Source organism: Clostridium sp. C105KSO13, from assembly GCF_001517425.1.
In the GTDB taxonomy this organism is placed as follows: Bacteria; Bacillota; Clostridia; order Lachnospirales; family Lachnospiraceae; genus Muricomes.
The window spans coordinates 22,364-49,010 of sequence record NZ_FBWL01000163.1; the positions used below are offsets into that span (position 1 = coordinate 22,364).

Sequence of the window (26,647 nt, forward strand, 5' to 3'; positions counted from 1 at the left end):
GACAGTAATAAGGGGTATTAAATATGTCAAGAAAGAAATCCAAAGGTAGATTGACAAGGCAGCAGCGTGTCTTGCTGCACAAGAAAAAAATGAGAAAAAGAATTCTCCTTCTCGTACTGGAAATCCTTATTCTTATAATTCTGGGTACAGCCGCATATGGGATGTCCAAACTGGACAAACTTGATTTTCAGAAGCTCAATAAGAAAAACCTGGAGATCTATCAGGACACAGGGAACTATACGAATATCGCACTTTTCGGACTAGACTCCAGAGGGGAGGATTGGGACGCGGAAGAGGGCGTGAGAAGCGATACTATTATGATCGTGAGCATAAATAATAAGACTAAGGCTGTAAAAGTAGTATCTGTATTCAGAGATACTTTGACCCAGCAGGGTGACGGATCCTATGAGAAGGCAAATGCAGCTTATTCCTACGGCGGACCGGAGAAGGCCATTGCTCTTTTGAACCGTAACTTTGATTTGGATATCCAGAAATATGTATCTATAAATTTCAATGCGCTGGCGGATGTAATAGATCTTCTGGGCGGAATCGAAGTTGATCTGAAGACTCCTAAGGAAGTAGAGTATGTGAATGGATATGGCACTGAGACCTCTGAGGTAGTCGGACGCAGCACGACCCAGCTGACGCAGACGGGAAAGCAGACACTTGATGGAATTCAGGCAGTTTCTTATGCCCGAATCAGATACCAGGTTTTTGACGGAGACCCCAATGACGGGACTGATTACAGGAGAGCAGAGCGACAGAGACTTGTGCTGCAGCAGGTCGTTGAAAAGGCAAAAAAAGCAAGTCTTCCTACCTTAAATAGAATTATTGACCGGGTGCTGCCCCAGGTCTCAACGAACCTTTCCACCTCAGATTTCATGGGAATGGCGGCTAATGGGACAAAATATGAGCTTGGGGAAATGAAGGGATTTCCCTTTGATGTTACGACTTCAGAAAATGTATCAGGGCTTCAGGGCTCTTATGTTGTGGCTATCGGATTTGCAGATAATGCAAAGCAGCTTCACAAATTTCTGTTTGACAAAGATGATTATCAGCCTTCGGCCAAAGTACAGGAGATTAACGAGGATATAGTATACCTTACAGGTATAGACGGTGATGACTATGAAGCACCGCCTGCAGATGACCAGGGCAGTACAGACAGCGGTGGGGACTATTCGGATGACAGTGGATATACAGATGACACCGGTTATACGGATGAAAGCAGTTACACAGATGACAGCGGCTATTTTGACGATGGTACAGGCTATGGGGATTATGGATACTAGGGGGAGATAAATGAATATTAAGAAGGTAGACGTTATCATACCGACTTATAAGCCGGATGAAAAGTTTGAACAATTAATAAGGAGTCTGCTGCATCAGACATTTTCGGTACAGAAGATTATTGTAGTCAATACAAAAACAGAGACGTTCCCCTGGGATATTGTAGGGTTTGACAGACGCATTGTGGTGAAGGAAATAAATAAAAGTCAGTTTGACCACGGCGGTACCAGACGTATGGCTGCAGGGCTGTCAGACTCGGAAGTCATAGTATGCATGACCCAGGATGCCGTACCCGGGGATAAACGACTGATCGAAAATTTAATTGCCCCCTTTGCTGATGACAGTGTAGGGTGTACTTATGCAAGACAGCTGCCGGATGAAACAAGTGATGTGGTTGAGAGATATACAAGAGAATTCAACTACCCCCAGGCAAGTTGCGTGAAAAATATGGATTCAGTGAAAGCTTTGGGAATTAAAGCTTTTTTCTGCTCCAATGTATGTGCAGCTTATCGAAGATCCTGTTATGAAGAGGCGGGCGGATTTGTAAAGCGTGCCATATTTAATGAAGATATGATTATGGCAGCCAGTATAATGAAGCTGGGATATCAATGTGTATATGCGGCAGAGGCAAAGGTAGTGCACTCCCACAATTATACATGTATACAACAGTTTAAAAGAAATTTTGACCTGGCGGTATCCCAGGCTGATCACCCAGAAATATTTGAAGGTATTCCATCTGAAAAAGAAGGTATCCGGCTCGTAAAAAAGACCGCGGCATATCTCATCAGCGTAAGAAAACCCTGGCTGGTTATAAAACTGGCTGTGAACAGTGGCTTTAAGTATGCAGGATACCTCCTGGGGACAAATTATAAAAGACTGCCGTCGAAACTTGTGGTGAAGTGTTCTTCCAATCCCAGATATTGGGCAAAAGCTTAATAATATATTTGCAATTCATTACGGTTCAGTCATCTTGTGATTGAAGTTCGTGCAATAGTATTGTATGATAAAGTGTATTATGTAATCAATAATTGTTAGAAAGGGATTACAATGGCTATGAAAAAGCATAGAAGGCACAGGCGAGCTCAAAGAGCCCGCAGAAAAATGACTCCATGGAAAGTGGTACTGGCTGTGGTTGGCGGAGCTTTTATTTTACTGACAACAGCAGGCGTGGCATTCGCTGCATCAAAGCTGGGCAAGCTGGAGACTACACAGTTGGACACAACAAAATTGAATATTTCTTCAGAAGTTAAACATAATGAGACAGGATACTTGAACATTGCGCTGTTTGGCCTTGATTCTCGTGACGGAACACTCACTTCGGGAGACCGCAGTGATACAATTATCATTGTCAGTCTGAACCGTGAGACAAAGGAAGTAAGACTTTGCTCCGTATATCGTGATACATTGCTGGAACAACCGGACGGCGGCTATAACAAAGCAAATGCGGCATATTCCACAGATGATGCGGAAGGCGCTGTAGGGATGCTGAACAAGAATCTGGATATGGATATACAACATTATGTAACGGTGAATTTTAATGCTTTGGTGGATGTCATTGACGCACTGGGCGGAATTGAAGTTGATTTGAAGACACCTGAGGAAGTTCAGCTTGTAAATGGATATGGCAATGAGACATCCAAGGTTACCGGCAAGGAATTGAAATTACTGGACCACACAGGGAAGCAGCTCTTAAACGGAGTGCAGGCCGTTTCTTATTCTCGAATCAGATATCAGGTCTTTGACGGAGACCCAAATGACGGAACTGATTTTAGAAGAGCGGAGAGACAGAGGGATGTGCTGGAGCAAGTTGTTAAGAAAGCACAGTCTGCGGACTTATCAACAATAAATAAGATCATTGATAAAGTATTTCCAAAAGTAGCCACGAATTTCACACTAACGGAGATTTTGGCCTATGCAAAGGATGTTTTTGACTATAAACTGACAGAAATGTCAGGTTTTCCCTTTGACAAGACTACGGCAACCCTGTCCGGTGTCGGAAGCACTGTAATTCCGGATACTCTGGAAGACAATGTGACACAGCTGCACAAGTTCTTTTTTGCCGGGGACACATACAGTCCCTCCTCTGCGGTCACTTCAATCAGCTCTCAAATACAGGCATATTCGATGAATACAGCGTCAGTTGAAGAGGCGGCTTCGTATGAAGATACATGGGGTGTAAGCAGCGGCGACAGTACAGGCTATATTGATTACGGAACTGAGGATTATGGAACTGAGGGTGGAGAGAGTTCCGCGGATTATGGAACTATCGATTACGGCAGCCCGGACAATGGAACTACGGGGAGCGGCAGCGCTGACTCTAATCCGCAGGATAGCGGCGATACCACGGGGACGACTGATGGGGGCGCAGACACATCGGGGTCCGGAGATACCGGCGGTGCAGCGGATGCCACAGATACACAGGGAAAAGATATTGAAGGATAATCAACAGTCAAAAGAGGTGGAGTAAGATGAAGAAGATAGGAAAAAAGATAGGCAGTATACTACTGATGTTATGTTTGACCGTGTCATGCTTTTCGATTTCAGCGTTTGCAGCCGACGGAACCATACAATTTTCTGATCCGTCAGCGAAGGCAGGGGACAAAGTCACGGTTAAAGTGAAAGCTGAGTCGGGGACTTCTCCAATCGGGGATGTTGATATGACAGTCACATATGACACTTCGGTCTTGAAGTTCGTGAGCGGTACAAATGCAGCCGGAGGGGACGGTACTCTGCAGTTATCTGCAAAAGGAGACGGTACAGCCGCAGAGGTTTCCTACGAGCTGGAGTTTACGGCATTGAAGGAAGGCACGGCTACACTGCAGGTGACAGCGTCGACAGCGTATTTATACAATGATGAAGCTTTAAATCTGTCCGCAGGGACATCCACAGTAACCATTCAGGGAGGAAATGCCGTAACCGACACAGAAGATGACAGCAAAGCCTCATCCGGAGGTCTCCAGGTAGAAGTGGACGGGGAAAAATATACAGTCAATGAGAACTTTTCGGAGGCAGCTATCCCAAAGGGATTCAAAGCTACCCCCATGGAACTGGACGGAACAACCACTAAGGCAATGCAGCAGGAATCCAGCGGCCAGTACATGTTTTACCTTGAGGACAGTGATGGCAATTCTGATTACTTCCTCTACAGTACAGATGACGGCTCATTTTCCCCGACTGCAGTGGTGGATGTGAATGCAGATGTCTCCATCTATCTGATGAATCATAAGGACACAGAGGGTCTTCCTTCCCAATATAAGGAGACTACATCAGATATGGCAGGTAAGGTTTTTACTGTATGGCAGGACATGTCTGATCAGGAATATTACCTTGTGTATGCGCTGAGCAGTGAAGGAAATAAGGGATATTACCAGTATGATTCAACCGAAGGAACATACCAGAGATATACAGCTCAGGCAGTTGAGGAAGAAAAAAACACCAATGCTGCCATGAACAAGGTTATGAATTTTTTGGAAAAGCATTTGATTGTGATTATGTGTGCCATTTGGGGGGGCATTCTTCTGCTTTTGATTATTATTATTGTAATGGGAGTGAAACTATCCCACCGCAATCAGGAACTGGACGAGCTGTATGACGAATATGGTATCGATGATGACGGTGATGACAACAATATGCCGCCGGCAGGAGGAAACAAGTTACGAAAACGGCTTGTTGGCCTGGATGATGACCTCGATGATGATAACTTTGATGAGGACGACTTCGAAGATGATGACTTTGAAGATGATGACTTTGAAGACGAGTACGATGATACAGGCGACTTCGAAGAAGACGAATATTATGACGATGAAGAAGATTATGAAGCAGAAGGTGACTTTGACGAGGATGATTTTGAGGATGTAGACGATGATTTTGAAGAAGACGCGTTTTTGGATGAGAAGCCTTCACGAAAACCTGCGCGAAAACCAGCACGCAGACCAAATAACAAGCAGGACGATGATTATTCGATAGATTTTATAGATATTTAGACCAAAGGCAAGGGTGCTGCAGTTCAATTGACAGCACTCTTTTTGCTGTTACAGCTAAAAAAGATAGCTTTTATAGAATTTACAACATGTTAAAAATTTGTTACAATATATTGATACGAGGGTCAAAAGGTTATGCGTTTCATGCCTGCATGAAAAAGCTTAACTTTGGGACCATATAATAGCTAAATAGCTATATGAAGGGAGTACATATTATTATGTGTGGAATAGTTGGATATGTAGGCGAAGAACCGGCGGCTCCGATCTTGCTGGAGGGTCTGTCGAAGCTGGAATACAGAGGATATGACTCTGCGGGAATTGCCGTGTACGATGGAAAAGAAATTGAGATGAAGAAATCCAAAGGGCGGCTCAAGGTGCTGAATGAACTGACACATGATGGTGCCACATTGCCGGGAACTGCAGGAATCGGGCATACAAGGTGGGCAACTCACGGTGAGCCTTCTGATATCAATGCGCACCCTCAGTTTAATAAGGATGAGAGTATTGCCGTAGTACACAATGGAATTATCGAGAATTACCTGAAGCTGAAAAAAAAGCTGATTGGCAAAGGCTATGAGTTTATATCTGATACGGATACAGAAGTTATAGCCCACCTGCTGGACTATTATTATTCCGGAAACCCTCTGCAGACCATCATAAAAATCATGCATCGGATGGAAGGCTCTTATGCGCTGGGGATTATGTTCAAGGATCACCCCGATGAGCTGTATGCGGTGAGGAAAGACAGCCCCCTTATTGTAGGAAAAGCGGAGAGTGGAAGTATCATTGCATCGGATGTCCCTGCAGTACTGAAATATACAAGAGATGTTTACTTTATTGAGAATGAAGAAATTGTCAGGCTGACAGATGACACGTTGGAATTCTTTAACGTAGATGAGGAATCGATTCAGAAAGAAGCCACCCACATTGACTGGGATGTAGATGCAGCAGAAAAGGGCGGCTATGAGCACTTTATGCTGAAAGAAATGTATGAGCAGCCAAAAGCTATTGCAGATACATTTTCTCCCCGCATCAAGGGCGGAGATATTGTCATCGATGAGTTGAATATGACCGAGGAAGAAATAAAAAACATCTGCAAAATTATGATTATTGCCTGCGGTTCTGCCTCCCACACAGGTATGACGAGCAAATACATTTTTGAGGGGATGGCAAGAATTCCGGTAGAAGTGGATCTGGCATCAGAATTCAGATACCGCAATCCTATCATTGAAGATGGAACTTTGGTTATCATCATAAGCCAGTCCGGAGAGACTGCTGATTCACTTGCTGCTCTTAGAGAGGCTAAGGCAAAAGGAGCCAGGGTACTGGGAATTGTGAATGTGGTGGGAAGTTCCATAGCTAGAGAAGCGGATAATGTTATGTACACTTGGGCAGGACCGGAGATTGCGGTAGCTACCACAAAAGCATATTCCTGCCAGCTCACTGCCTTGTATCTACTTGCAATGAAATTTGCCAGAGTACGCGAAAAAATCACAGCTGAAGAACTGAAATCTTATATAGAAGACTTAAAACGGATTCCGGATCAGGTGGAACTGCTTCTGAATAATAAAAACAAGATTCAGAAATTCGCAAACAGATACCTGGCTGCAAGAGATGTATTCTTCATCGGCAGAGGGATCGACTATGCAATTTCTATGGAAGGTTCCCTGAAGCTGAAAGAAATATCCTATATTCATTCGGAGGCATATGCGGCAGGCGAGCTCAAGCACGGAACTATCTCGTTGATAGAAGAGGGAACTCTGGTGGCAGCGGTGCTGACCCAGGAAGAACTGTATCAGAAAATGATCAGCAACATGCGGGAAGTGAGTACCCGGGGGGCCTTTGTACTTGCAGTGACAAACGAAGGAAACAGCGAAGTGGAACGAGCTGCCGACTATGTCATTTATATACCGAAGACAAACAATTATTTCACTAACTCACTGGCAATCATACCACTGCAGTTATTTGCATACTATATAGCTGTAGGCAGAGGCTGCGACGTGGATAAACCAAGGAACCTGGCAAAATCTGTAACGGTTGAGTAGAGCATTTAGCGAGGTTATCTCGAGATTAGTGCGAAATACATCCTGACACTTGACGAGGTTACTTTGAGTCTAGGGACGGGATGTTACCGCTGGGGCCGGTACTTAACATGGCTATTTCAATGTTTATTAAATGTTTAAACACATTTCCATCACAAAGAACGGCTATTATAGCAATATAAAATACAAGAGAAAGAAGGAAGCTTTATGGAAAATCAATATAATTACTATAATCCTGACGGACAACCGGGAAATACTCAATATAATAGCCAGTCAAATCAATCAAACGGAAACAGGCCTCCAAAAAAGAAAATGCCGAAGGCTGTTGCAGTGACCGGATTTGCGTTGTTATTTGGAGTGGTTTCAAGTGCAACATTTTTAACTTCAAACATAGTAGGGAATAAGGTCCTGGGGCTTAACGAAGCTTCTTCATCCTCCCCGGCCGCAGCCAAGACTGCAGCACCCGTGAATAATTCTAAATTGACAACATCCTCCAGTGTGATAACTTCTGATGTATCCGATGTAGTAGATACTGTAATGCCATCGATTGTGTCTATTACAAACATGAGTGTTCAGCAGGTACAGGATTTCTTCGGAGGGGTTTCCCAGCAGGAAAGTGAGAGTGCGGGAACGGGAATCATTGTTGAACAGAATGACTCTGAGCTGCTGATTATAACCAATAACCATGTGGTAGCAGGCAGTGAGACACTGACCGTCACATTTAATGACAATAAAAGCGTAGGAGCAAATATTAAAGGAACAGATCCGGCACACGACGTTGCTGTAATAGCAGTTCCTCTGAAAGACATTTCCGGTGATACGATGGACTCTATCTCAGTTGCCACCATGGGAGATTCTACAAAATTAAAAGTAGGAGAACCTGCCATTGCTATAGGTAATGCACTTGGATATGGGCAGTCAGTCACAACAGGCGTTATCAGTGCTACAGACCGTGAAGGTGCACAGGTTGTTGATCAGACCACCGGCGAGACAGTTTCCAGCGATGTAAAACTGATTCAGACAGATGCAGCTATTAATCCCGGCAACAGTGGAGGTGCATTGGTGAATGCAAGTGGAGAAGTAATCGGAATCAACTCCTCCAAACTTGTAGGAAGTTCTGTTGAAGGTGTAGGCTATGCAATCCCAATCAGTGCTGTATCCGACATCATCACTAATTTGATGAATCAGGAGACCAAAACAAAAGTCGGCGAGAAAGACAGAGGATATCTTGGAATTGAAGGATTTGATGTAACTTCAGAATATTCGGAAAGATTCAGCATGCCTCTTGGCGTGTACATTAACGGCGTTACCCGCGGAAGCGGTGCAGAAAAAGCAGGCCTTACAAAAGGTGGCATAATTACAGCTTTAAACGGAACTACAATCGACAATATGTCTACTCTTCAGGAGCAGCTTAAGTACTATGCAAAGGGCGATACTGTAACACTTACCGTACAGGAGCCAGGAAATAATGGAAACTATAAAGAACAAACTTACAAAGTTGTTTTAGGTACAAAAGCAAAATAAAAAGGGGTCTGACCCTTTTGGCCTCCATATTCAGAGTATTCTGAATATGAGCCGCAAAAGGGTCAGACCCCCTTTAACAAGGAGGCGATGAAATTGGAAGAGAATCAATGCTGCCCAAAGACAAAACATCGAGATAAAGATGAATACACTTGCCTGATTCACCGTCTGAACCGGATAGAAGGCCAGGTGCGGGGGATTAAGAGCATGGTGGAAAATGACAGGTACTGTGTTGATATACTGGTGCAGGTATCTGCTATCCAATCGGCATTGAATGCCTTTAATAAAGAGTTGCTTGCGAACCATATCCGCACCTGCGTTGTGGAGGATATCCGGGATGGTAAAGAGGACGCGGTGGATGAGTTGTGCACAACCATACAAAAATTAATGAAATAATAGGATAACAGGTGCTCTGATACGTACAAATGAATTTCAGGGCACCTGTTCCTCTAAAAACCGGTTGGATGAACGCCGGTTTTTAATTCATCTACGTAGTAATTCCATACCTCTTCATTGAAATCCAAAGTTTTTAAACTGCCGTCCGCTATCTTACTTTTCAACATCTTGTTTATCTTATCTGTTTCAAAATAATAAAATCTTTCAGATTGATATGTGCTGTCTATGTAATAAACAATATTGATTCTTGGAGAACAAATAACGGCAATGTGGGGCATGTCACAGTTTACAAGTTGTAACTTATCAGCCTTCTCCTGATCCAGATACAGGCTGAAGCGCTCCAGGTAGGGCAGACGGTCTTCCTGTGAAAAACTAACAGCTCCGAGGAGTGGGGCAATGGCTTTTCCGGTGGCAAAAAAGCCTGTCATTGCATCAAGGGTTACAGTAAAGGGTGTCTCTTTTGTCAGAATATAATTAAATAGTTTACAGATAGAATCTTTTATAATGTCTTTTCCATCTAATACATCCAGCTCATGTCTTTCAAGTAAGTATCCCAGAGAAATAAAATTGTATACTGCATCTACACCTTTTGAGAGGAACTTATCAATGATTCCAGGATTCTTTTCCAAAAGAGCAGAAGCTTCACTTCTGTTGTAGCTGATTTTTCTGATTTTTTTCTTCATAAGATTAGTGAAAAATGTACTGAGATAGCTTTTGTGCCGGATGGCTGTCAGAAGAGGCGTGCCATCGGACATAACATTGAAAGCTAATAGAATGTGATTTTTCAGCAGCACAAAGTAAGACTCCATTTTTTCTTCTGTCACCCATAAATCCACGTTAGCAAACTCATAAAGTTTTGGAATGGATGAAAGAAGTGTCATACCATACTTATCAAAGATAGTATCTAGCAGGGAATAGTTAAAAATATGATTTGTGGAGAGAATTTTCCAGTTTTTTAAGGCTATAGTTTTAAGCCGTACAAAGGTGTCGGAATATGACGGATGAAACAGCGGCAGAGTACTGTAAATCGGCAGGGTCTCATCGACAGCATTTGTAATTTGATCGGACAGAAGGATGCAGACCATATTTAAAACGGCCTTTTTCCCTATAAAACTAGTTTCTGTATCAGGGTAATCTTTATTCTCACTGTTCCCTTCAATAAAGTCTCTGTCTATAGAATATTCTATGGCAGAGGCAAGAAATATTTCGAATTCATATTTTGAACTGAAATCGTAAATAACCGGGAAGGTTTCCTCTAGTTTCATATAGCAGTTGTAATCATATATAGTTTCAGCCAGGTAAAGGGCCGCCTGCTTACTGAAAGCTTTTTTCTCTTTTAGAATTGGCAGCCTTTTTCCCGTCAGGATTTTGCTCAATCCGCTTGGTGTCATATGCATATTAAGTGCAAAATCAGTCTTAGGCATCTTTGCAATGCAAATCAATTTTTCTAGTAATTTGCCAGTCTTCATATTACCTATTCCTCCCTCTCATCTCAAGGTAAATCACTTCACTAATTATACAACAAATTGTTGCTTTTTCGCTTTCTGTTAAAAGAAAATATAACGCTAAAATTTACCAATCACGGAAAAAATAGTAACTATTACTACTGGAAATGAAAAGAAATAAGAACTATTACTAACTTATCTTTTCAAGCGAAAGGAAATTTAAACGCATACAATTTATGCAAGAGTATTTTGTGCAATTACAAGAACATGTTGCATAAACTTACTGTAATAAGATACTGAAAATAATAAGAGAAGGGAGAAAGAAGATAATGAAAAATAGAAAAAGACGAGCAGTTATTAGCTGGATAATGACATTGTTGATGCTGTTTAGTATTCTGCCCATGAATATAGTCAATGCCGAAGATTCGGGAACGGATAAAACTTCTGTACTCACCGACATCACAGCTGTTGTCAGTCAGAATGAAGCTGCAATTGCCGAAGGCAGCACCATATCCGGCACAGAAACTGTTTCAGCAGCTGTCTCATTTGGCATACCGGTGGGTGGAGAGGACGCTTCTCCGGGAGCTTTGATCAAAAAAGGGGACACGGCGGCTTTTCCTGTGGCCAATGGTTTCAATCTGGCTGCAGAGACAGGTACTGATCTGACAACGACAGACGGGTCAACAATCGGGCATGTCAACTTTACAAAAGACAACAGCACAGGAGGAATCACTGCAAAAGTGGTTTTTGATGGGGAAGATACAGCCTTTGATCAAGCACAGAAAAGTGTGTCAGGTGAGTTTGACTTAAACCTTACATACGATGCCAGCGGGGATGCCGGAACTGCCGGTGAACACAGTGTATCAATTCTGGACAAATCCTATACAGTCACTGTACCTGCACAAGAGGAAGAGCAGGCTATTAAGGCTGCAGATGTGAGAGCAGGAGGTAAAGATGTAACAGAGCTGTTGAAGAAGTTTTTGACTTCTACAGTGGAACAGGACGGCAAAACACTACAGGATGGCGATGTTCTTCTGGACAACAAAGAAGTGAAACTTTCTGCTTCCTTTAAAGTTCCGGTTCAGGGCGATGAAGAAAAGCCGGAAACATACGTTGAGCACGGAGATTACGCAGAGATACTTCTGAGTAATGCAATCAAATTACCTGTTCCAAATGATACTATTGATTTAGTGGGGCCAAATAAACTTAAAGTTGGTGAAGTTACATTCATAAACACTGATGATGGAGTAATAGCAAGAGTTGATTTTAACGGTGACAAAGAAGTTTTTGAAGAATACGAATCAGTAAGCGCTGACTTTCGTGCGTCATTTGGTATTATAAAGGAAGGGGGTACTTCTGGTTCAGGTGGAGTGACTATTGAAATATTCGAACGTGAATTCCATCTTGAAAAGCCGCCGGTTAAAACAGAATATTCAATGAGCAAATCAGGTGAAGTAAGTCTGTCTGATAAAACAGTTGAATGGACAGTTAAAGTTTCTGGGAAACAAGGAAAAGACTTTGTTGACCTTGCTGGATATGAATTAAAAGATAACTTACAGGATGTCGGAGAATATGTGCCAGGCTCATTTATTGTCAACGATAAAAGCGTAGATGATTCTCATATAAATTTAAAGGATGAGAATTTGAGCTATACATTCCCAGTGCCATCAAGCGGAGAACAGATTGTTAAGTTCAAAACAACCATACCGGACGATAAATATTACGGGAGCAGAGAACAGAATATTGGAAATAAAGCTGAACTTTATAATGAGGGTAACTATGTAACTGAAGGTAATGGATCTATTTCATTCAAGCCAAAGTGGATTGAGAAAAAAGGAAAGAGCGACCAGGACGGCAGTAGTGGAGTTTACAATCCTAAAGACCGTACAATTACGTGGACGATCACAGCTAATGATATGGAAGCTACTTTAAAAAATCCAACACTGACAGATGCCTTACCAGAAGGCTTAACACTGAAACAGGCAACAGTGCAGTATTGGAACGGAAGCGGTTGGGATGGTGAAATAGGTATTCAACCAGATGAGAATGGTGTATATAAAATCGGAAACAAAACATCTGGGGGTGATCGGATATTGGATACGAAAGTCCTTTTGACGATTGTGACAAAAGTGCCAGATGAAGATTATACGGCAGGTGTGACAAACTATGAGAATACTGCGTCTATTGAATGGGATAACCATGGAAAGATTGGGTCTGGCAGTGTCAATGTGGGAATTGGATATAATGCAATTTCCAAGAGCGGTAAAATTTCCGACAAAGACAACCAGACGATTCAATGGACGGTTAATGTTGATCCGAAAGGTCAGACCATACCAAATGCAACAGTCTATGATCTGCTGTTATATGGAAAAGAAGGGAGTTCTAAAGTAGCGGATCTGTCTGTGGATGGTATCCGTGCTGATGTCATCAAAGGTTTGACGTCTCAGTTCAATCAGAAATATAAAGATGATTCGTTCTCAGGAGAGGGACTTACATCAAAGGTACTTCCCGTTATGAAGGGTGAAGAACGAGTAGGTGATCTATTAGTAGTTACCGGGTTTACTACCGAGAAAGCTACTTTTGATTTTGAATCTATTGTCACGAATCCAGATATTTTTGTATCAAATACATGGAAGGATGTTAAGAATACTGCTTCCCTTTATAGTAAAGATGCGAACTTAAATAAAGCTGATGCAAACGTTTCCTATCCAAGTTTTATGTTGAAGAAGGAAATGATTAAACGTGGTCATACAGCAGATCCGTCATCTGGAGTGAATGATCTTCTGGATGATTGGAATAAGGACGGCTTTGATTATCAGGATAAATCAGCTATCTTCCGTTTTAGTGTAAATGCGGATGGATTAGATTTGACAAAGTTGCTGGGAACTGTCACACTTACTGATACGTTACCGGAAGGCTGGGAGTTATCTGAAATTACTCCTGGAAATGATTTCTTAATATTTGAGGGAGCTGCAAAAAGTGAATGGGAAAGCACAGTAATAGCAAACGAACCACCGACACCAGTTACAGTTGCTGGTCTGACCTCCGCTATGACAGAAAATAAGGATAGTATTTCCTTAACATTTACAAATTTGGATAAGCCTTATGTTGTCCTTATTAAAGCAAAGCCAAATGCCGAAACCTTGGAAAAATATTTCGGGAAAAATAGTGACAATACGGTGAAAAATACTGTAAAGATGACTTCAGAGAATTGGGATACTGGAATTGAATCTAAGCGTGAGGTTGAAGTTAAAAGTTCATTATTGTCGAAAGAGGCAGCATTCGTTGAAGAGGGTGTCGTAAATTGGACGGTAGATTATAAACCTTATGAACTTGATAACACATTTACGAAGATTGAGGATACATTGCCAATTGGGCTTGATCTGCGAACCGATGCGAATGGAAATCTGGTTCTGGTTGGAAATATTAAGATTACAGAATTGAACCTGAATGCAGACGGCAATTATACAGAAGGCGAAGAAGTAACACCTGTTATTGGAGAGAATATTTCTTATGATAATGAAACACGAGTACTCACATTCAATATTCCGGATCATACCAAAGCATATCGTTTCAGCTATCTGACGGATGTAACAGGTGAGCCCGGGAAAGTGACGAACCAAGTGAAACTTTATGGCGGCGATAAAGAGAGCGAGAATACCAATAGTTCTTATCAGATCAGTGACAAAGATGGCAATGCTACTATGAGAAAGAGTGGCTGGGTTGAGATCACCAAGATTGATGGCACTACAAAGTCTCCGCTTGCAGGTGTCGAATTTACCATTTTTGCAGCAGATGAAACAACTGTGATCAGAAAAGGAACTACAGGAACAGACGGAAAATTAAAACTCAGAGCTTTACCTGCCGGAAGTTTTATACTTAGAGAAACGGCTGTTCCGGATGGATACAACCTTGATAAGAGTGACCATACGATTGTAGTCGAAAAAACAGATGATTCAACAATTATATCAATTGATGGAAAAACAGGCGATAATGCCAATCTTATTACTATTGAAAATTATAAGGAAGGCGAATACGCTTCCACATCGGTAGCGCTGAAAGCACATAAAATTCTGGAAGGAAAGAATCTGGAAGATGGTTTGTTCTCCTTTGAATTGAAAGATGAAAAGGGAAAAACAATCCAGACAAAGAAAAATGATCTGGAAGGTAATATTGTATTTGACGAAATAAAATATGATGAGCCGGGAGAGTATCATTATACAATTCAGGAAGTGTCGGGAGACGAAGCCGGAGTTACATATGACAGTAGTGAAATCAGTGTGACGGTTACTGTTGAAGACAAAGGTGGAAAGCTTACGGCTACTCCGGTATATAATGAAGGCAGCCAGACCTTTACCAACAGTTATAAACCGGCAGCCGGAAGTGTTGTATTAGAAGCACAGAAAGTTCTGACAGGGAAAGATCTGAATGCGGGAGATTTTAGTTTTGAACTGAAAGACAAAGATGGAAAGATTCTTCAGACAAAGACAAACGATGCCCAGAGTAAAGTTTACTTTGACCCAATTGTGTACACAGAATCCGGAACCTACAAGTATACCATTGAAGAAGTAAAAAGTGGTGTTGCGGGAGTTAGCTATGACAGTCATGTGATAAATGTCACGGTAACTGTGGAAGATAAAAATGCAAAACTTGTGGCAGAGCCAGTATACGAAGGCAGCCAGACCTTTACCAACAGTTATAAACCGGCAGCCGGAAGTGTTGTATTAGAAGCACAGAAAGTTCTGACGGGGAAAGATCTGAATGCGGGAGATTTTAGTTTTGAACTGAAAGACGAAGATGGAAAGATTCTTCAGACAAAGACAAACGATGCCCAGGGTAAAGTTTACTTTGACTCGATGGAGTACACAGAAGCCGGGACTTATAAGTATACGATTGAAGAAGTAAAAGGAAATCTTGCAGGAGTTACATATGACAGCCATGTAATTGACGTCACAGTGACTGTGGAAGACAAAGATGCACAGCTTGTGGCTACTCCGGCATATGATGGAGATCAGACCTTTACAAACATTTATAAGCCTGCACAGGGCAGCGTTGTATTACAGTCAAAGAAAGTTCTTGAAGGAAAAGACCTGAATAGCGGCGACTTTAGTTTTGAATTGAAAGACGAAGATGGCAAAGTTCTTCAGACAAAAACTAACGATGCTCAAGGCATGATTTACTTTGATCCGGTTGAGTATAGCAAAACAGGTACTTACGAATATACAATCCAGGAAGTATCAGGAAACCTGGCGGGTGTCACCTATGATACACATGCGATCAAAGTAACAGTTACAGTAGAAGATAAGGACGCCAAGCTGGTTGCAACGGCAGCATACGAAGGAGAAGAGACCTTTACGAATGCCTATAAACCTGCAGACGGCAGCATTGTTTTACAGGCCCAGAAAATCCTGAAAGGAAAGAAACTGACGTCAGGAGAATTTAGCTTTGAGCTGAAAGATAAAGATGGAAACGTAATACAGACCAAGAAAAATGATGCTCAAGGTGTAGTAAACTTTGATGAAATCCAATATGATGAAGCAGGTACATACACATACACGATTCAGGAAGTTATAGGAAATCAGGCGCGCATGACCTACGATAAGCATGTAATCGAAGTTACTGTGACAGTTGAAGATCAGGATGGGAAATGGACGGCAAATGCAGTATATACCGGAGATCAGAAGTTTACAAACACTTATAAATCTGAACCTGGAAAGCCGGATTCATCTAAGAAGCCAAATACAGGCGGAAAAGGTACAACAAAGACAAATGCATCAAAAACACCAAAAACAGGAGATTCAGGCACTCCGATTATGTATGGAGTTATTCTTCTAATCAGCGCAGGCGCTATTTTGGCTGTGCTTGGTATAAGGAGAAAGAGAAGATCAAAATAGACAAAAATTATTCAATAAAGTATGCGGTCACATATCCGCATATGTGAGAGTATAACAGAAGGTTTGTGCTTCAGCCGATAAATATTAGTCTGCAGCATGAACCTTTTTAGTGGAGGTGAAATATTTTAAAAATATGTTATATGGGCGCTTTTTGATAACTCAATGGTCATAAGGGGGTCAGACCCTTTTGAACACCATTTTCAGAATATTCTTAAGTTAAAATGCAAGAGGCATATTTCCCATTAGAAAGTGTATGAATAATATATGAAATTAAGAGAATATGTTTTTGTAACTGAAAAGAACTTCAAAGACAAACTTTAAAAAAGAAGGGGCCCCGCATATGTGAAGTCCCTTCTTGAATGTTAACTATAATATCTTCTATATTATTTGCAGTTACAATTCTGCCGAACATCAAATTCTGGATTGATTGCATAGAAGTTTTTACTGTCCAGATTATCCTGTACAATACGGAGACTTTCACCGAAACGCTGATAGTGAACGATCTCACGTTCTCTAAGAAAACGAATTGGATCGCAGACATCAGGATCTTTTGCCAACCTCAGAATATTGTCATAAGTTGTTCTGGCTTTTTGTTCTGCTGCCATATCTTCATGTAAGTCAGTGATGGGATCCCCTTTAGACTGGAACACAGTAGCTGACCACGGTGCTCCGGAAGCTGCCTGCGGCCAGAGAGCGAGTGTGTGATCCACGTAATATGTTCCGAATCCGGATTGCTCAATCTCCTCCGGTGTCAGGTTTCTCGTCAATTGATGGACAATGGAACAAATCATTTCCATGTGCGCAAGTTCCTCTGTGCCTATGTCCGTCAGGATACCTGCGACTTGCTTATACGGCATGGTATATCTTTGGGAAAGATAGCGCATGGAAGCAGCAAGCTCTCCATCTGGGCCACCAAACTGGGTAATGATTATCTTCGCGAGTTTGGGATCGGTCTGTTTAATATTTACTGGATATTGCAGTCGTTTTTCATAGCCCCACATAAATTAGCATCCCCCTTCCTGCCACGGCCATGGATCATCGATCCAGTTCCATTTATCGGTACAAGAATAAACAGCAGTATCCACGGTCAAAGGACCAAAACGTGCGGCATATTCTTTCAAAGCATCGTTTCTCATACGGCTGTACTCACGAAAGTAGGCCAATGCATCTTCATCACATGGATGAGTATCCAAAAAGAGTTTCACATCGTCTACTGCAAAGCTTACCGCGTTGATATGATCGAATAATTCTTTTCTGCTTGGAGGGTTATTCATCGATTACAGCCTCCTCTCCCGTGAAATGGTAAGCTGAGTTCTTTAAAAATAGTACCTCTTCTTATTGCTTCATGAGGTTTCATTACATCCCGCCATTTCTGCCAGGGTACATAGGCCATGGCTATTGCGAGCGGTGCATCCGCTATCGGGTCGTAACGTTTTTCGCATTGTCCCGGCGCTAATTTTCGCGCACTTTCTACAGTGGGGCATTCGCCGCATCCCGGACGGCGCTGATTATCTGGTCGCCCTGCAGGGGCAATGTTGGAGCAAGGGTTATTGTTATAAGCAGGCATAGGCCGACAGCCATTTTGAAAATTCATTTGCCTGTCATAACGCATGTTGTTTTGATAATTCGCCACTTTCAAACTTCTCCTTCTAATTTCATTTACGGTATATAGTATGAAAAAAAATATGAAAGGTTCCTCTTTACATTTTGGTGAAAGTCATATATAATGGAAAAAGTGAGATCGGGGTGTGGCTCAGTTTGGTTAGAGCGCACGGCTGGGGGCCGTGAGGTCGCAAGTTCAAATCTTGTCACCCCGATTATCTTCTTATTTATAAGGACATACTTAATTTCAATAAGTATTCTGTAATTATTACCTTTTAGATGCTGGCGTGTATGTTGGCTATAATGTCTGCGTTGTCTCCTGATGCGGAATACCAAAAGTGTAATAATCGTTATTCATTCTTATTAAATATCTTACTGCATTCATCAATATCCAAATACAAGTTTGTGTATCTTTTCACTTCAAAATAAAATATTTTGCAAGGTCTCAGGTCAGGCAGGTTTGCATAGAAAAGTGGAAGAGGCATCTATGCATAAAAAGAAATCGAACCTTAAACTATCAGAATCTCAGCCGGCGAATTAAAAGCCCTGCAAAAGGATGTCGAAGAGTTAAAGAAGATGGCTTAACTAAAGTTTTTTCGTTGACAAACCACACAATTTTTTGTAAAATAGTCTTAAATTTTGATGAATTACAGATAATAATAGCGCTTACCGAGTCTATTTATCACGAGGTGGCGCTTTTGTCTTATTGAGAAAGAGTCTTTATTAAGAGTCTTTATTAATTGAAAGAAAATTTGATGATTTTTGTAACACAAAGGGAGGAGGAAGAAATTTGATTAGATTAGAAGATGTACACAAGAGTTTTGGCAGCAATGAAGTATTAAAGGGAATCAACCTTCATGTTAAGGAAGGGGAGAAGGTGGTGATCATCGGGCCTTCCGGTTCAGGTAAAAGTACGCTGGTGCGCCTGATGAACGGTCTGGAGGAACCTACTTCCGGAAAAGTTTATATTCACACTCATGAGCTGACGAGAAAGAACCGGGCATTTGTCAATAGAATTCACAGTGCCATGGTGTTTCAGCAATTCAATCTGTATCCACATATGACAGTTCTGGACAATCTGATTTTAGGGCCAACAAAGCTTAAAAAGGTGAATAAAAGTGAAGCAATGGAGACGGCTCTGCATTATCTGGAAAAAGTAGGGCTGGAGGATAAGGCCGGAGCCTACCCTCAGAATCTTTCCGGCGGTCAGCAGCAGAGAATAGCAATTGCCCGTGCCCTTACTATGAAGAACCGGGTGATTTTGTTTGATGAGCCGACCTCTGCACTTGATCCAGAGATGGTGCAGGAAGTTTTGGATGTTATTATCAATCTGTCCCATGAAAAGAATTTTACAATGGTTATTGTAACCCACGAGATGGGGTTTGCAAAACAAGCGGCTGACAGAGTTCTTTTCGTGGATGGGGGGCAGATCCTGGAGGAGGGAACCCCGGAACATTTCTTTGAGAATCCTGAAAATGAAAGAACCAAGGCATTCCTAAGCAAGATTATCCGATAAGCATTTAAAGGAAAACGTTATGATGAGGAGGAGCAGACGAGATATGAGATATAAACGCATAGTATCCTCTCTCTTAGCAGCAGGCTTGCTTGCTGCCGTTACGCTGACAGGGTGCGGAGCACCGGATGAAGAAACTGTACTTAACAAGGACGTGGTGAAAGTCGGCTGCAAGAATGATGTTCCGAATTTCGGGCTGATGAATGTCGACACACGGGAATTTGAAGGTTTTGAAATCGATGTCGCGAGAGAGGTTTGTAAAAGAATTTATGGAGATAATGTAAAGATAGAATTTGAGGCGGTGACTGCGAAGACCAGAGGTCCTCTGCTGGAGACTGGAGAGCTGGATATGGTAGCCGCTACCTTTACCATTACAGACGAGAGAAAAGAAACTTATAACTTTACACAGCCATATTATACAGACCATGTAAAGCTGATGGTTAAAAAATCAGCTGGTTTTACTGATTTCAAGAGTATGGACGGGAAGACAATAGGTGTGTCTCAATCTGCAACGACAGAGCAGTCTTTGCAGGAAGCTGCAGATGAGGCCGGTATTTCACTGAAATTCAGCGAATATTCCAGCTATCCGGAGATTAAGGCGGCTCTGGATTCGGGGCGTGTGGATTGTTTCTCAGTGGATGGTTCCATACTGAGCGGGTACTTAAATAATTCGATGATGCTGCTGCCGGATGAGTTCGCACCGCAGGAATATGGCATTACAATTGCAAAGAGAAATACAAAACTGGCTGCAAAGGCCGATGAAGCTATATCTGAGATGAAGAAAGACGGAGAGCTTGAGAAAATAATGGAGAGGTGGGGATTGACTCAATGAGCGCATTTTCAGCACAAAAATGGGAAAAGTTATTTCGAAATATAGATCTCTTCATTCAGGGATTTGGGACAACCTTATATATCGTTCTGCTTGGACTTCTGCTGTCTTTAGTATTGGGAGCAATCTTCGGAGTAATATCCACCAGCCATAGAAAGGTATTGAGAGGAATTGCAAGAGTCTATGTGGAGTTCTTTCAGAATACACCGCTGCTGGTACAGGTTTTCTTCCTTTATAATGCGCTTCCCTATGTAGGTGTTTTTATTCCGGTAAAAACCATTGGTATCATAGGAGTGGGCATTTACCACGGAGCGTATATGGCTGAGGTCGTGAGAACAGGCATCGAGGCAACACCTAAAGGGCAGCGTGACGCGGCCGACTCCCAGGGGTTTAGCTATGTTCAGACTATGTTGTATATTATATTGCCCCAGGCATTAAAAGTGATGCTTCCGCCGCTCACGAATGTGGCTGCAAACCTGATTAAAAACACATCTATTTTGGCAATCATTGCGGGAGGCGATCTTATGTATCAGGCGGATTCATTTGCATCAAGCACATTGGCTTACGGACCGGCTTACGTGGTAGTTGGTATCTTATACTTTATCATCTGCTTTCCACTTTCCAGGTTATCAGGTTATCTGGAGCAGAAGTTTGGAGCGACACCGAAACCTAAAGACTACACGGCCTTGCTTTCGGCCTACGGTATAGGAAAGGGGGCAGCTAAATGAATGAATTCATGAACGCGTTTGAGTCTGTATTTACCCGAAGCAATATATTCTATATGTTCCGGGGGCTTGGAGTGACACTTTATGTAGCTTTGATTTCCGTCATACTGAGCATCATTTTTGGTACAATTCTTGCACTGTTCCGCACATACGGGAACAGGTTTCTCAAAGGGTTCAGCGTGGTATATATAGAGATTTTCCGGAACACACCAAACCTTCTCTGGGTATTGGCAATCCGTTTTATGGTAAGAATGCCGGAGCCTTTTGATGCGCCGATGTATTCCGGAATCCTGGCATTTACGCTGTTCACCAGTGCGGTGATGGCAGAGATTGTCCGAGGCGGTTTAAACTCTGTTCACGCAGGACAGTTTGAGGCTGCATATTCCCAGGGGTTTAATTTCTTCCAGACCATGGTGTTTATCATACTGCCGCAGTGCTATAAGGCAATTGTGCCGGCCATGCTGTCGCAGGTCATCACCGTAATCAAAGATACCTCATTTTTGGCCCAGGTAGCAATCGAAGAATTCTTCAACAACAGCAAATGGATTATGTCTGCACAGATAGACAGCACAGTCAATCAGTCCATGCGTGTTTTCATCATCTTCGGATTTGTCGCACTAGTATACTTCATCATAAACTTCGTGCTCTCCTGCATCGTGCGAAACAGCAGAAAAAAGCAGGAAGCGTAAAAATGGAAAAAATGCCCGGATTATCGGTGATATCGCGGAAGGGAACGGAGTTTATATGACAACGGCACTGCATGGCAGGAGGATTATAGATATCCTGTATGGGGGAGGATTGCCACGCATTTATTAAAAGTAAATCTTGTCTTTATATATGAAAAAAGATATAATAGGGAACAAGTTTAGTATGCATGATTTAAAGGAGAAGACATTTTATGTGTGGATTTGCAGGTTTTGTGGGAGATGTTGAAGATAGAGAGCAGGTATTGACGGATATGATGAATACCATTATACACCGTGGACCTGACAGTGAAGGCAGATTCGTGGATGAGGACGCAGCTTTAGGGTTCAGGCGTCTGAGCATTATTGATCTTTCGGAAGAAGGAGATCAGCCTCTTTATAATGAGGATCGAAGTAAGGTTCTTGTTTTTAATGGTGAGATTTACAATTATCAGGAACTGAGGGAAGAACTGGTGGAAGCAGGCCATATATTTACATCAAACACGGATTCCGAGACGCTTCTCCACGGCTATGAAGAGTGGGGCGAGACACTTGTGGACAGGCTGCGGGGTATGTATGCTTTTGTAATCTGGGATCGTGAGGAAAAGAGGCTTTTTGGTGCAAGAGACATTTTTGGAATAAAGCCTTTTTACTATGCGCAAATGAACGGCACTTTAATGTTTGGCTCGGAGATTAAGTCTTTTATGGAGCACCCTAAGTTTGATAAGGTTTTCAATGAATCTGCTCTTGGAAACTACCTTTCCTTTCAATTTGTCCCTACAAATGAGACGTTTTTTAAAGGAGTATTCTGCCTGCAGCCGGGACATTTCTTTGTCTATGAAAATGAAGAAATGAAAATAACCCGTTATTTTGAGCCAAATTTTACCGGGGACAGCGAGAAATCTTTTGAAGAAATTGTAGAAGATGTGCAAAAAACTATGGAGGAATCTGTAGAAAAACATAAAATCAGTGATGTGGAAGTTGCATCTTATCTGTCAAGCGGCGTGGATTCCAGTTATCTGACTTACTTAGGTCAGGTGGACAGAACTTTCACGGTTGGATTTGACGAAGGAAAATACAGTGAGATTCAGGATGCAAAAGAATTTGCCGCCAGCATCAACATGCAGAATGATGCGAAGGTTATTACCCCTGAGGAGTACTGGGATAAGTTATCCGACATTCAGTATTATATGGACGAGCCTGTTGCCGACCCGGCAGCTATCGCTCTTTACTTTTTGAGCAAGGAGGCCTCTAAAAAGGTGAAAGTCGTTCTCTCGGGAGAGGGATCGGATGAACTGTTTGGTGGTTACAATATTTATTGCGAGCCTTTGGAGCATACCGGCTTTAATAAACTGCCAATGTTTTTTAGGCGGTTTTTGGGAAAGTTTGCAGAATACTGTCTTCCCCGTGGGATGAAGGGAAGAGGCTTCCTTATGCGTCACGGGAAGACATTGGAGCAGCGATATTTTGCCAATGCAACGAATATTTTCACAGAGCGAGAAGCAAACAAACTATTGAAAAAGGGTTCTGAACCGGGAATTCAGAAAGTGACCCGTCCGCTCTATGACAGGGTAAAAGGCAAGGACCCGGTCACAAAGATGCAGTATGTGGATTTACATCTCTGGCTTGTCCATGATATCCTGATGAAAGGGGACAAGATGGGGATGGCAAATTCACTGGAGGTCAGAGTACCTTTCCTGGATAAGAAGGTACTGGAGCTGGCCCAGACGCTTCCCCTGGATTATAAAGTCCGCGCACCGAAGACAAAGGTGGCACTTCGCGGCGCTGCGGAGAAGGTTATCCAAAGTAAGACGGCTGAGAAGAAGAAGCTGGGGTTTCCGATACCGACTCGGGTATGGTTAAAGGAAGACAAGTATTACAATATCGTTAAAGAAATGTTTACCTCCGAAGCGGCGAGAAAGTTCTTCAACACAGATCTGCTTGTCAAAATGCTGGATGACCATAAAAAGGGTAAAAATACCAACGAAAAGACGGATAACAGCCGTAAAATCTGGACGGTGTATATTTTCCTTGTATGGTACGACCGTTTTTTTGAACATGGAAAGCCGATACATCCGACAATGAATGAAAGATAGTTACGATAATTTCAAGAAAAGGGGAGAGGGTATGGGAGGCAGTAAGTCGAGGTCTTCTGTTGGAACAAAAAGAAAAAACCGGCAGCAGTGGTCGGAAAAAACTAAATATTTCGATTACGATCTGCTGCTGGTTATTATCTTTTTGATGTGCTTTGGACTCGTTATTTTGTACAGCACAAGTGCATATAGTGCCCAAATAGATTTCGACGGAGATGACATGCATTATTTTTCCCGACAGGCGATTTTCAGTATTGCAAGTTTTGGGTTCATGCTTATTGTGTCGAAAATTGATTATCATATTCTTGGAGCGTTTTCATTTGAATTTTACATATTTTCCATGATTATGATGGCCCTTGTGCAGACGCCCCTTGGAACGGAGATAAACGGTGCGAGAAGATGGATACAGCTCCCAGGGAATATGACACTACAGCCTTCAGAGATTACAAAAATAGCCGTTATCCTGTTTATTTCGTATGAACTGTGCAGGCTTGGAAAGAAGATTCATACACGGGACAGCCTCATCAGAGTTCTGGTGTTCGGTGCGGCGGCTGCTGCAGGAGTCCTTTTCCTGACCGATAATCTAAGTACGGCTATTATTGTTATGGCAATCACCTGTGTGCTGTTATTTATCGTCCATCCGAAAACCAAACCTTTTATTGCTATTCTGGTGGGGGGAACGGCAGTGGTGGTGGTTGGTGTTTCTTTGTTTGCTTCTACCATTACAACAAGTGATAACTTTCGCCTTCGCCGGGTGATTACCTGGCTCGACCCGGAAAATCATGCGGACGCCGGCGGGTTCCAGGTGATGCAGGGACTATATGCCATAGGCTCCGGCGGCTTTTTCGGAAAAGGGCTGGGCAACAGTACACAGAAGCTGGGTGTAATTCCGGAAGTGCAAAATGACATGATTCTTTCTATTGTCTGTGAGGAACTTGGTGTGTTTGGTGCAATTATGATTCTGGTGCTGTTTGGACTACTTCTATATCGTCTGATGTTTATTGCCAGGAATGCACCGGATATGTTCGGCTCCCTTGTAGCCTCCGGCATATTTGCACATATTGCGCTTCAGGTAATTTTGAACATAGCAGTTGTGACAAACCTGATTCCCACAACAGGAGTTACGCTTCCTTTTATCAGTTACGGAGGGACATCTATCTTGTTTCTTATGACAGAAATGGGAATTGCTCTGGGGATATCGCGAAAAATCCAGCTGGATGATCATTAAGTGAAAAAACATCTTTTCATACAATATAAAGTGTGCTATATTATATGTAGTATTCGAAACTATGTATTATAGGAGCGAAATGCATGATGTATGGTGCGGGAGGATATAACATGAGTTATAAAGTAATTGTTGACAGCTGCGGTGAATTAACTGATGAGATGAAGGAGAGCAATATATTTGAAACAGCGCCCCTGACGATGGAGATAGATGGTGTCCGGATTGTGGATGATATGTCATTTGATCAGGCTGACTTTTTGAAACGTGTGGCGGCAAGCCAGACGAGCCCTAAGTCCTCATGTCCGTCACCCCAGGAATATATGGAAAGATACCACTGCGAAGCAGAACGGGTTTATGCAGTTACATTATCTTCCGAGTTAAGTGGTTCATATAACAGTGCCGAACTGGGAAAGAAGCTGTATGAAGAAGAATATGGAGAAAAGGATATTTATGTATTCAATTCACGTTCTGCATCTGTTGGAGAGACAGTGATTGCATTAAAGATTCAAGAATGCGAAGAGGCAGGTATGACCTTCGCGGAGATTATTGCGGCAGTGGAAGAATATATAGAGGTCCAGAACACTTACTTTGTACTGGAGACATTGGATACGCTTCGTAAGAACGGAAGACTCACCGGGATTAAAGCAATTGTGGCCAGTGCCCTGAACATTAAGCCCGTGATGGGAGCGAAGCCGGAAGGCGTTATCTGCCAGCTGGGTCAGGCAAGAGGCATGAAGAAAGCACTGGTGAAGATGACAGGACAAATTCTGGATGATCTGAAAAATCCAGAGGATAAAATACTGGCAATCGCACACTGCAATTGCAAAGAGAGGGCACTGGCAGTGCAGGAGTCAATTGTTCGGAAAGTAAAAGTAAAATCCAGTTTCATTGTGGATACAGCGGGCATCAGTTCCATGTATGCAAATGACGGTGGAATCATAGTTGTGATATAGAACGATGTGTGTTACCATTAGGTATAGTTTGACACAAAGGGAGAGCAGAGTATGAGTCAGGAAAAAGTAGACCGTTATAAAAAAGAAAAAGCCAATCGGAAGAAAATTATGAAAAAACAGCGGATTAAGAATGCTCTGGAAAGGGCCGCCCTGGTACTGGCAGCATTTGCAGTGGTGGGATGGCTTGGCTTTTCTGCACATCAGAAGCAGGAAGCAAAGGAGGACCGGCCGGTTGCAGAAGTCAACTACGATGCAGTGAATGATTATATGAGTCAGCTGAGTAAAGGATAGAATAGATAAAAGGGTAAGAACTGTGTAGTCTTTTCAAGACTGCACTATTTTTTTTGCGTAAATACCAGTAAAGCGAATGCCCTTTTGTGGTAAAAATTAAAAAAAACACTTGAAAATGGGGTGAGTGTGGTTTACAATGGTGTCAAGTGGTAGGAAGTGGTAGCCAGT

General features: G+C 42.4%; 20 protein-coding genes and 1 tRNA gene. 17 read left to right on the forward strand and 4 right to left on the reverse strand.

What is annotated here, in order from left to right; translation table 11 throughout:
• Positions 1-23 precede the first annotated feature (23 nt).
• From BN3456_RS07860 to BN3456_RS07890, 7 genes are all read left to right on the forward strand, one after another.
• The gene (locus BN3456_RS07860) at positions 24-1,289 is read left to right on the forward strand and encodes an LCP family protein (RefSeq protein WP_089983589.1); all 1,266 of its coding nucleotides are present in this window, start codon (positions 24-26) and stop codon (positions 1,287-1,289) included.
• Between the two features lie 10 nt (positions 1,290-1,299).
• Entirely contained in the window at positions 1,300-2,223 is a 924-nt protein-coding gene (locus BN3456_RS07865; RefSeq protein WP_089983590.1) for a glycosyltransferase, read from the forward strand.
• Between the two features lie 165 nt (positions 2,224-2,388).
• Positions 2,389-3,729 carry an LCP family protein gene (locus BN3456_RS07870; RefSeq protein WP_242862837.1) on the forward strand — a complete coding sequence of 447 codons (1,341 nt, stop codon included), beginning with the start codon at positions 2,389-2,391 and terminating at the stop codon, positions 3,727-3,729.
• A gap of 26 nt (positions 3,730-3,755) precedes the next feature.
• Positions 3,756-5,270 (forward strand): cohesin domain-containing protein, encoded by a 1,515-nt coding sequence (locus BN3456_RS07875; protein ID WP_089983591.1) that lies wholly within the window; start codon positions 3,756-3,758, stop codon positions 5,268-5,270.
• Positions 5,271-5,485: 215 nt separating this feature from the next.
• Positions 5,486-7,312, forward strand: a complete 1,827-nt coding sequence (gene glmS / locus BN3456_RS07880) for a glutamine--fructose-6-phosphate transaminase (isomerizing) (protein ID WP_089983592.1) — start codon at positions 5,486-5,488, stop codon at positions 7,310-7,312.
• Positions 7,313-7,516: 204 nt separating this feature from the next.
• The gene (locus BN3456_RS07885; RefSeq protein ID WP_089983593.1) at positions 7,517-8,833 is read left to right on the forward strand and encodes a S1C family serine protease; all 1,317 of its coding nucleotides are present in this window, start codon (positions 7,517-7,519) and stop codon (positions 8,831-8,833) included.
• Positions 8,834-8,926: 93 nt separating this feature from the next.
• Positions 8,927-9,226: a metal-sensing transcriptional repressor gene (locus BN3456_RS07890; protein WP_347458020.1), complete on the forward strand. Its 300-nt coding sequence runs from the start codon at positions 8,927-8,929 to the stop codon at positions 9,224-9,226.
• A gap of 53 nt (positions 9,227-9,279) precedes the next feature.
• Here the strand turns inward: BN3456_RS07890 and BN3456_RS07895 are convergent, their stop codons facing one another.
• Positions 9,280-10,695 (reverse strand): hypothetical protein, encoded by a 1,416-nt coding sequence (locus tag BN3456_RS07895; RefSeq protein ID WP_089983595.1) that lies wholly within the window; start codon positions 10,693-10,695, stop codon positions 9,280-9,282.
• 305 nt (positions 10,696-11,000) lie between these two features.
• Between BN3456_RS07895 and BN3456_RS07900 the strand changes: the two genes are divergently transcribed.
• A complete protein-coding gene (locus BN3456_RS07900) occupies positions 11,001-16,565 on the forward strand; it encodes a Spy0128 family protein (RefSeq protein WP_089983596.1) in 5,565 nt (1,854 codons plus the stop codon).
• A gap of 383 nt (positions 16,566-16,948) precedes the next feature.
• Here BN3456_RS07900 and BN3456_RS07905 read toward each other — a convergent pair whose 3' ends face one another.
• Genes BN3456_RS07905 through BN3456_RS07915 form a run of 3 tightly spaced genes read right to left on the reverse strand, consistent with a single transcriptional unit; the run spans position 16,949 to position 18,198 of the window.
• Entirely contained in the window at positions 16,949-17,566 is a 618-nt protein-coding gene (locus BN3456_RS07905) for a manganese catalase family protein (RefSeq protein WP_089983597.1), read from the reverse strand.
• A 3-nt stretch (positions 17,567-17,569) separates the two neighbouring features.
• Positions 17,570-17,839, reverse strand: coding sequence for a spore coat protein CotJB (locus BN3456_RS07910; RefSeq protein ID WP_089983598.1), 270 nt, complete (start codon positions 17,837-17,839; stop codon positions 17,570-17,572).
• A complete protein-coding gene (locus BN3456_RS07915) occupies positions 17,836-18,198 on the reverse strand; it encodes a spore coat associated protein CotJA (RefSeq protein WP_242862838.1) in 363 nt (120 codons plus the stop codon). The genes BN3456_RS07910 and BN3456_RS07915 overlap by 4 nt, the downstream gene beginning before the upstream one ends.
• Before the next feature lie 109 nt (positions 18,199-18,307).
• Between BN3456_RS07915 and BN3456_RS07920 the strand changes: the two genes are divergently transcribed.
• The 9 genes from BN3456_RS07920 to BN3456_RS07960 all read left to right on the forward strand — a co-directional run bounded on the left by BN3456_RS07920 (position 18,308) and on the right by BN3456_RS07960 (position 26,479).
• Positions 18,308-18,382, forward strand: a tRNA-Pro gene (locus tag BN3456_RS07920).
• 575 nt (positions 18,383-18,957) lie between these two features.
• On the forward strand, positions 18,958-19,683 hold the full coding sequence (locus BN3456_RS07925) for an amino acid ABC transporter ATP-binding protein (RefSeq protein WP_089983599.1): 726 nt from the start codon (positions 18,958-18,960) through the stop codon (positions 19,681-19,683).
• Between the two features lie 43 nt (positions 19,684-19,726).
• Complete coding sequence (locus tag BN3456_RS07930) at positions 19,727-20,512, forward strand: transporter substrate-binding domain-containing protein (protein WP_089983600.1); 786 nt, start codon at positions 19,727-19,729, stop codon at positions 20,510-20,512.
• On the forward strand, positions 20,509-21,237 hold the full coding sequence (locus BN3456_RS07935) for an amino acid ABC transporter permease (protein WP_089983601.1): 729 nt from the start codon (positions 20,509-20,511) through the stop codon (positions 21,235-21,237). The genes BN3456_RS07930 and BN3456_RS07935 overlap by 4 nt, the downstream gene beginning before the upstream one ends.
• On the forward strand, positions 21,234-21,923 hold the full coding sequence (locus BN3456_RS07940; RefSeq protein ID WP_242862839.1) for an amino acid ABC transporter permease: 690 nt from the start codon (positions 21,234-21,236) through the stop codon (positions 21,921-21,923). The genes BN3456_RS07935 and BN3456_RS07940 overlap by 4 nt, the downstream gene beginning before the upstream one ends.
• Before the next feature lie 209 nt (positions 21,924-22,132).
• Complete coding sequence (gene asnB / locus BN3456_RS07945) at positions 22,133-24,013, forward strand: asparagine synthase (glutamine-hydrolyzing) (protein ID WP_089983602.1); 1,881 nt, start codon at positions 22,133-22,135, stop codon at positions 24,011-24,013.
• Positions 24,014-24,044: 31 nt separating this feature from the next.
• Positions 24,045-25,238: an FtsW/RodA/SpoVE family cell cycle protein gene (locus BN3456_RS07950; protein ID WP_242862840.1), complete on the forward strand. Its 1,194-nt coding sequence runs from the start codon at positions 24,045-24,047 to the stop codon at positions 25,236-25,238.
• Positions 25,239-25,348: 110 nt separating this feature from the next.
• Entirely contained in the window at positions 25,349-26,188 is an 840-nt protein-coding gene (locus BN3456_RS07955; protein WP_089983657.1) for a DegV family protein, read from the forward strand.
• A 51-nt stretch (positions 26,189-26,239) separates the two neighbouring features.
• Positions 26,240-26,479 carry a hypothetical protein gene (locus tag BN3456_RS07960; RefSeq protein WP_089983604.1) on the forward strand — a complete coding sequence of 80 codons (240 nt, stop codon included), beginning with the start codon at positions 26,240-26,242 and terminating at the stop codon, positions 26,477-26,479.
• Positions 26,480-26,647: the final 168 nt, after the last annotated feature.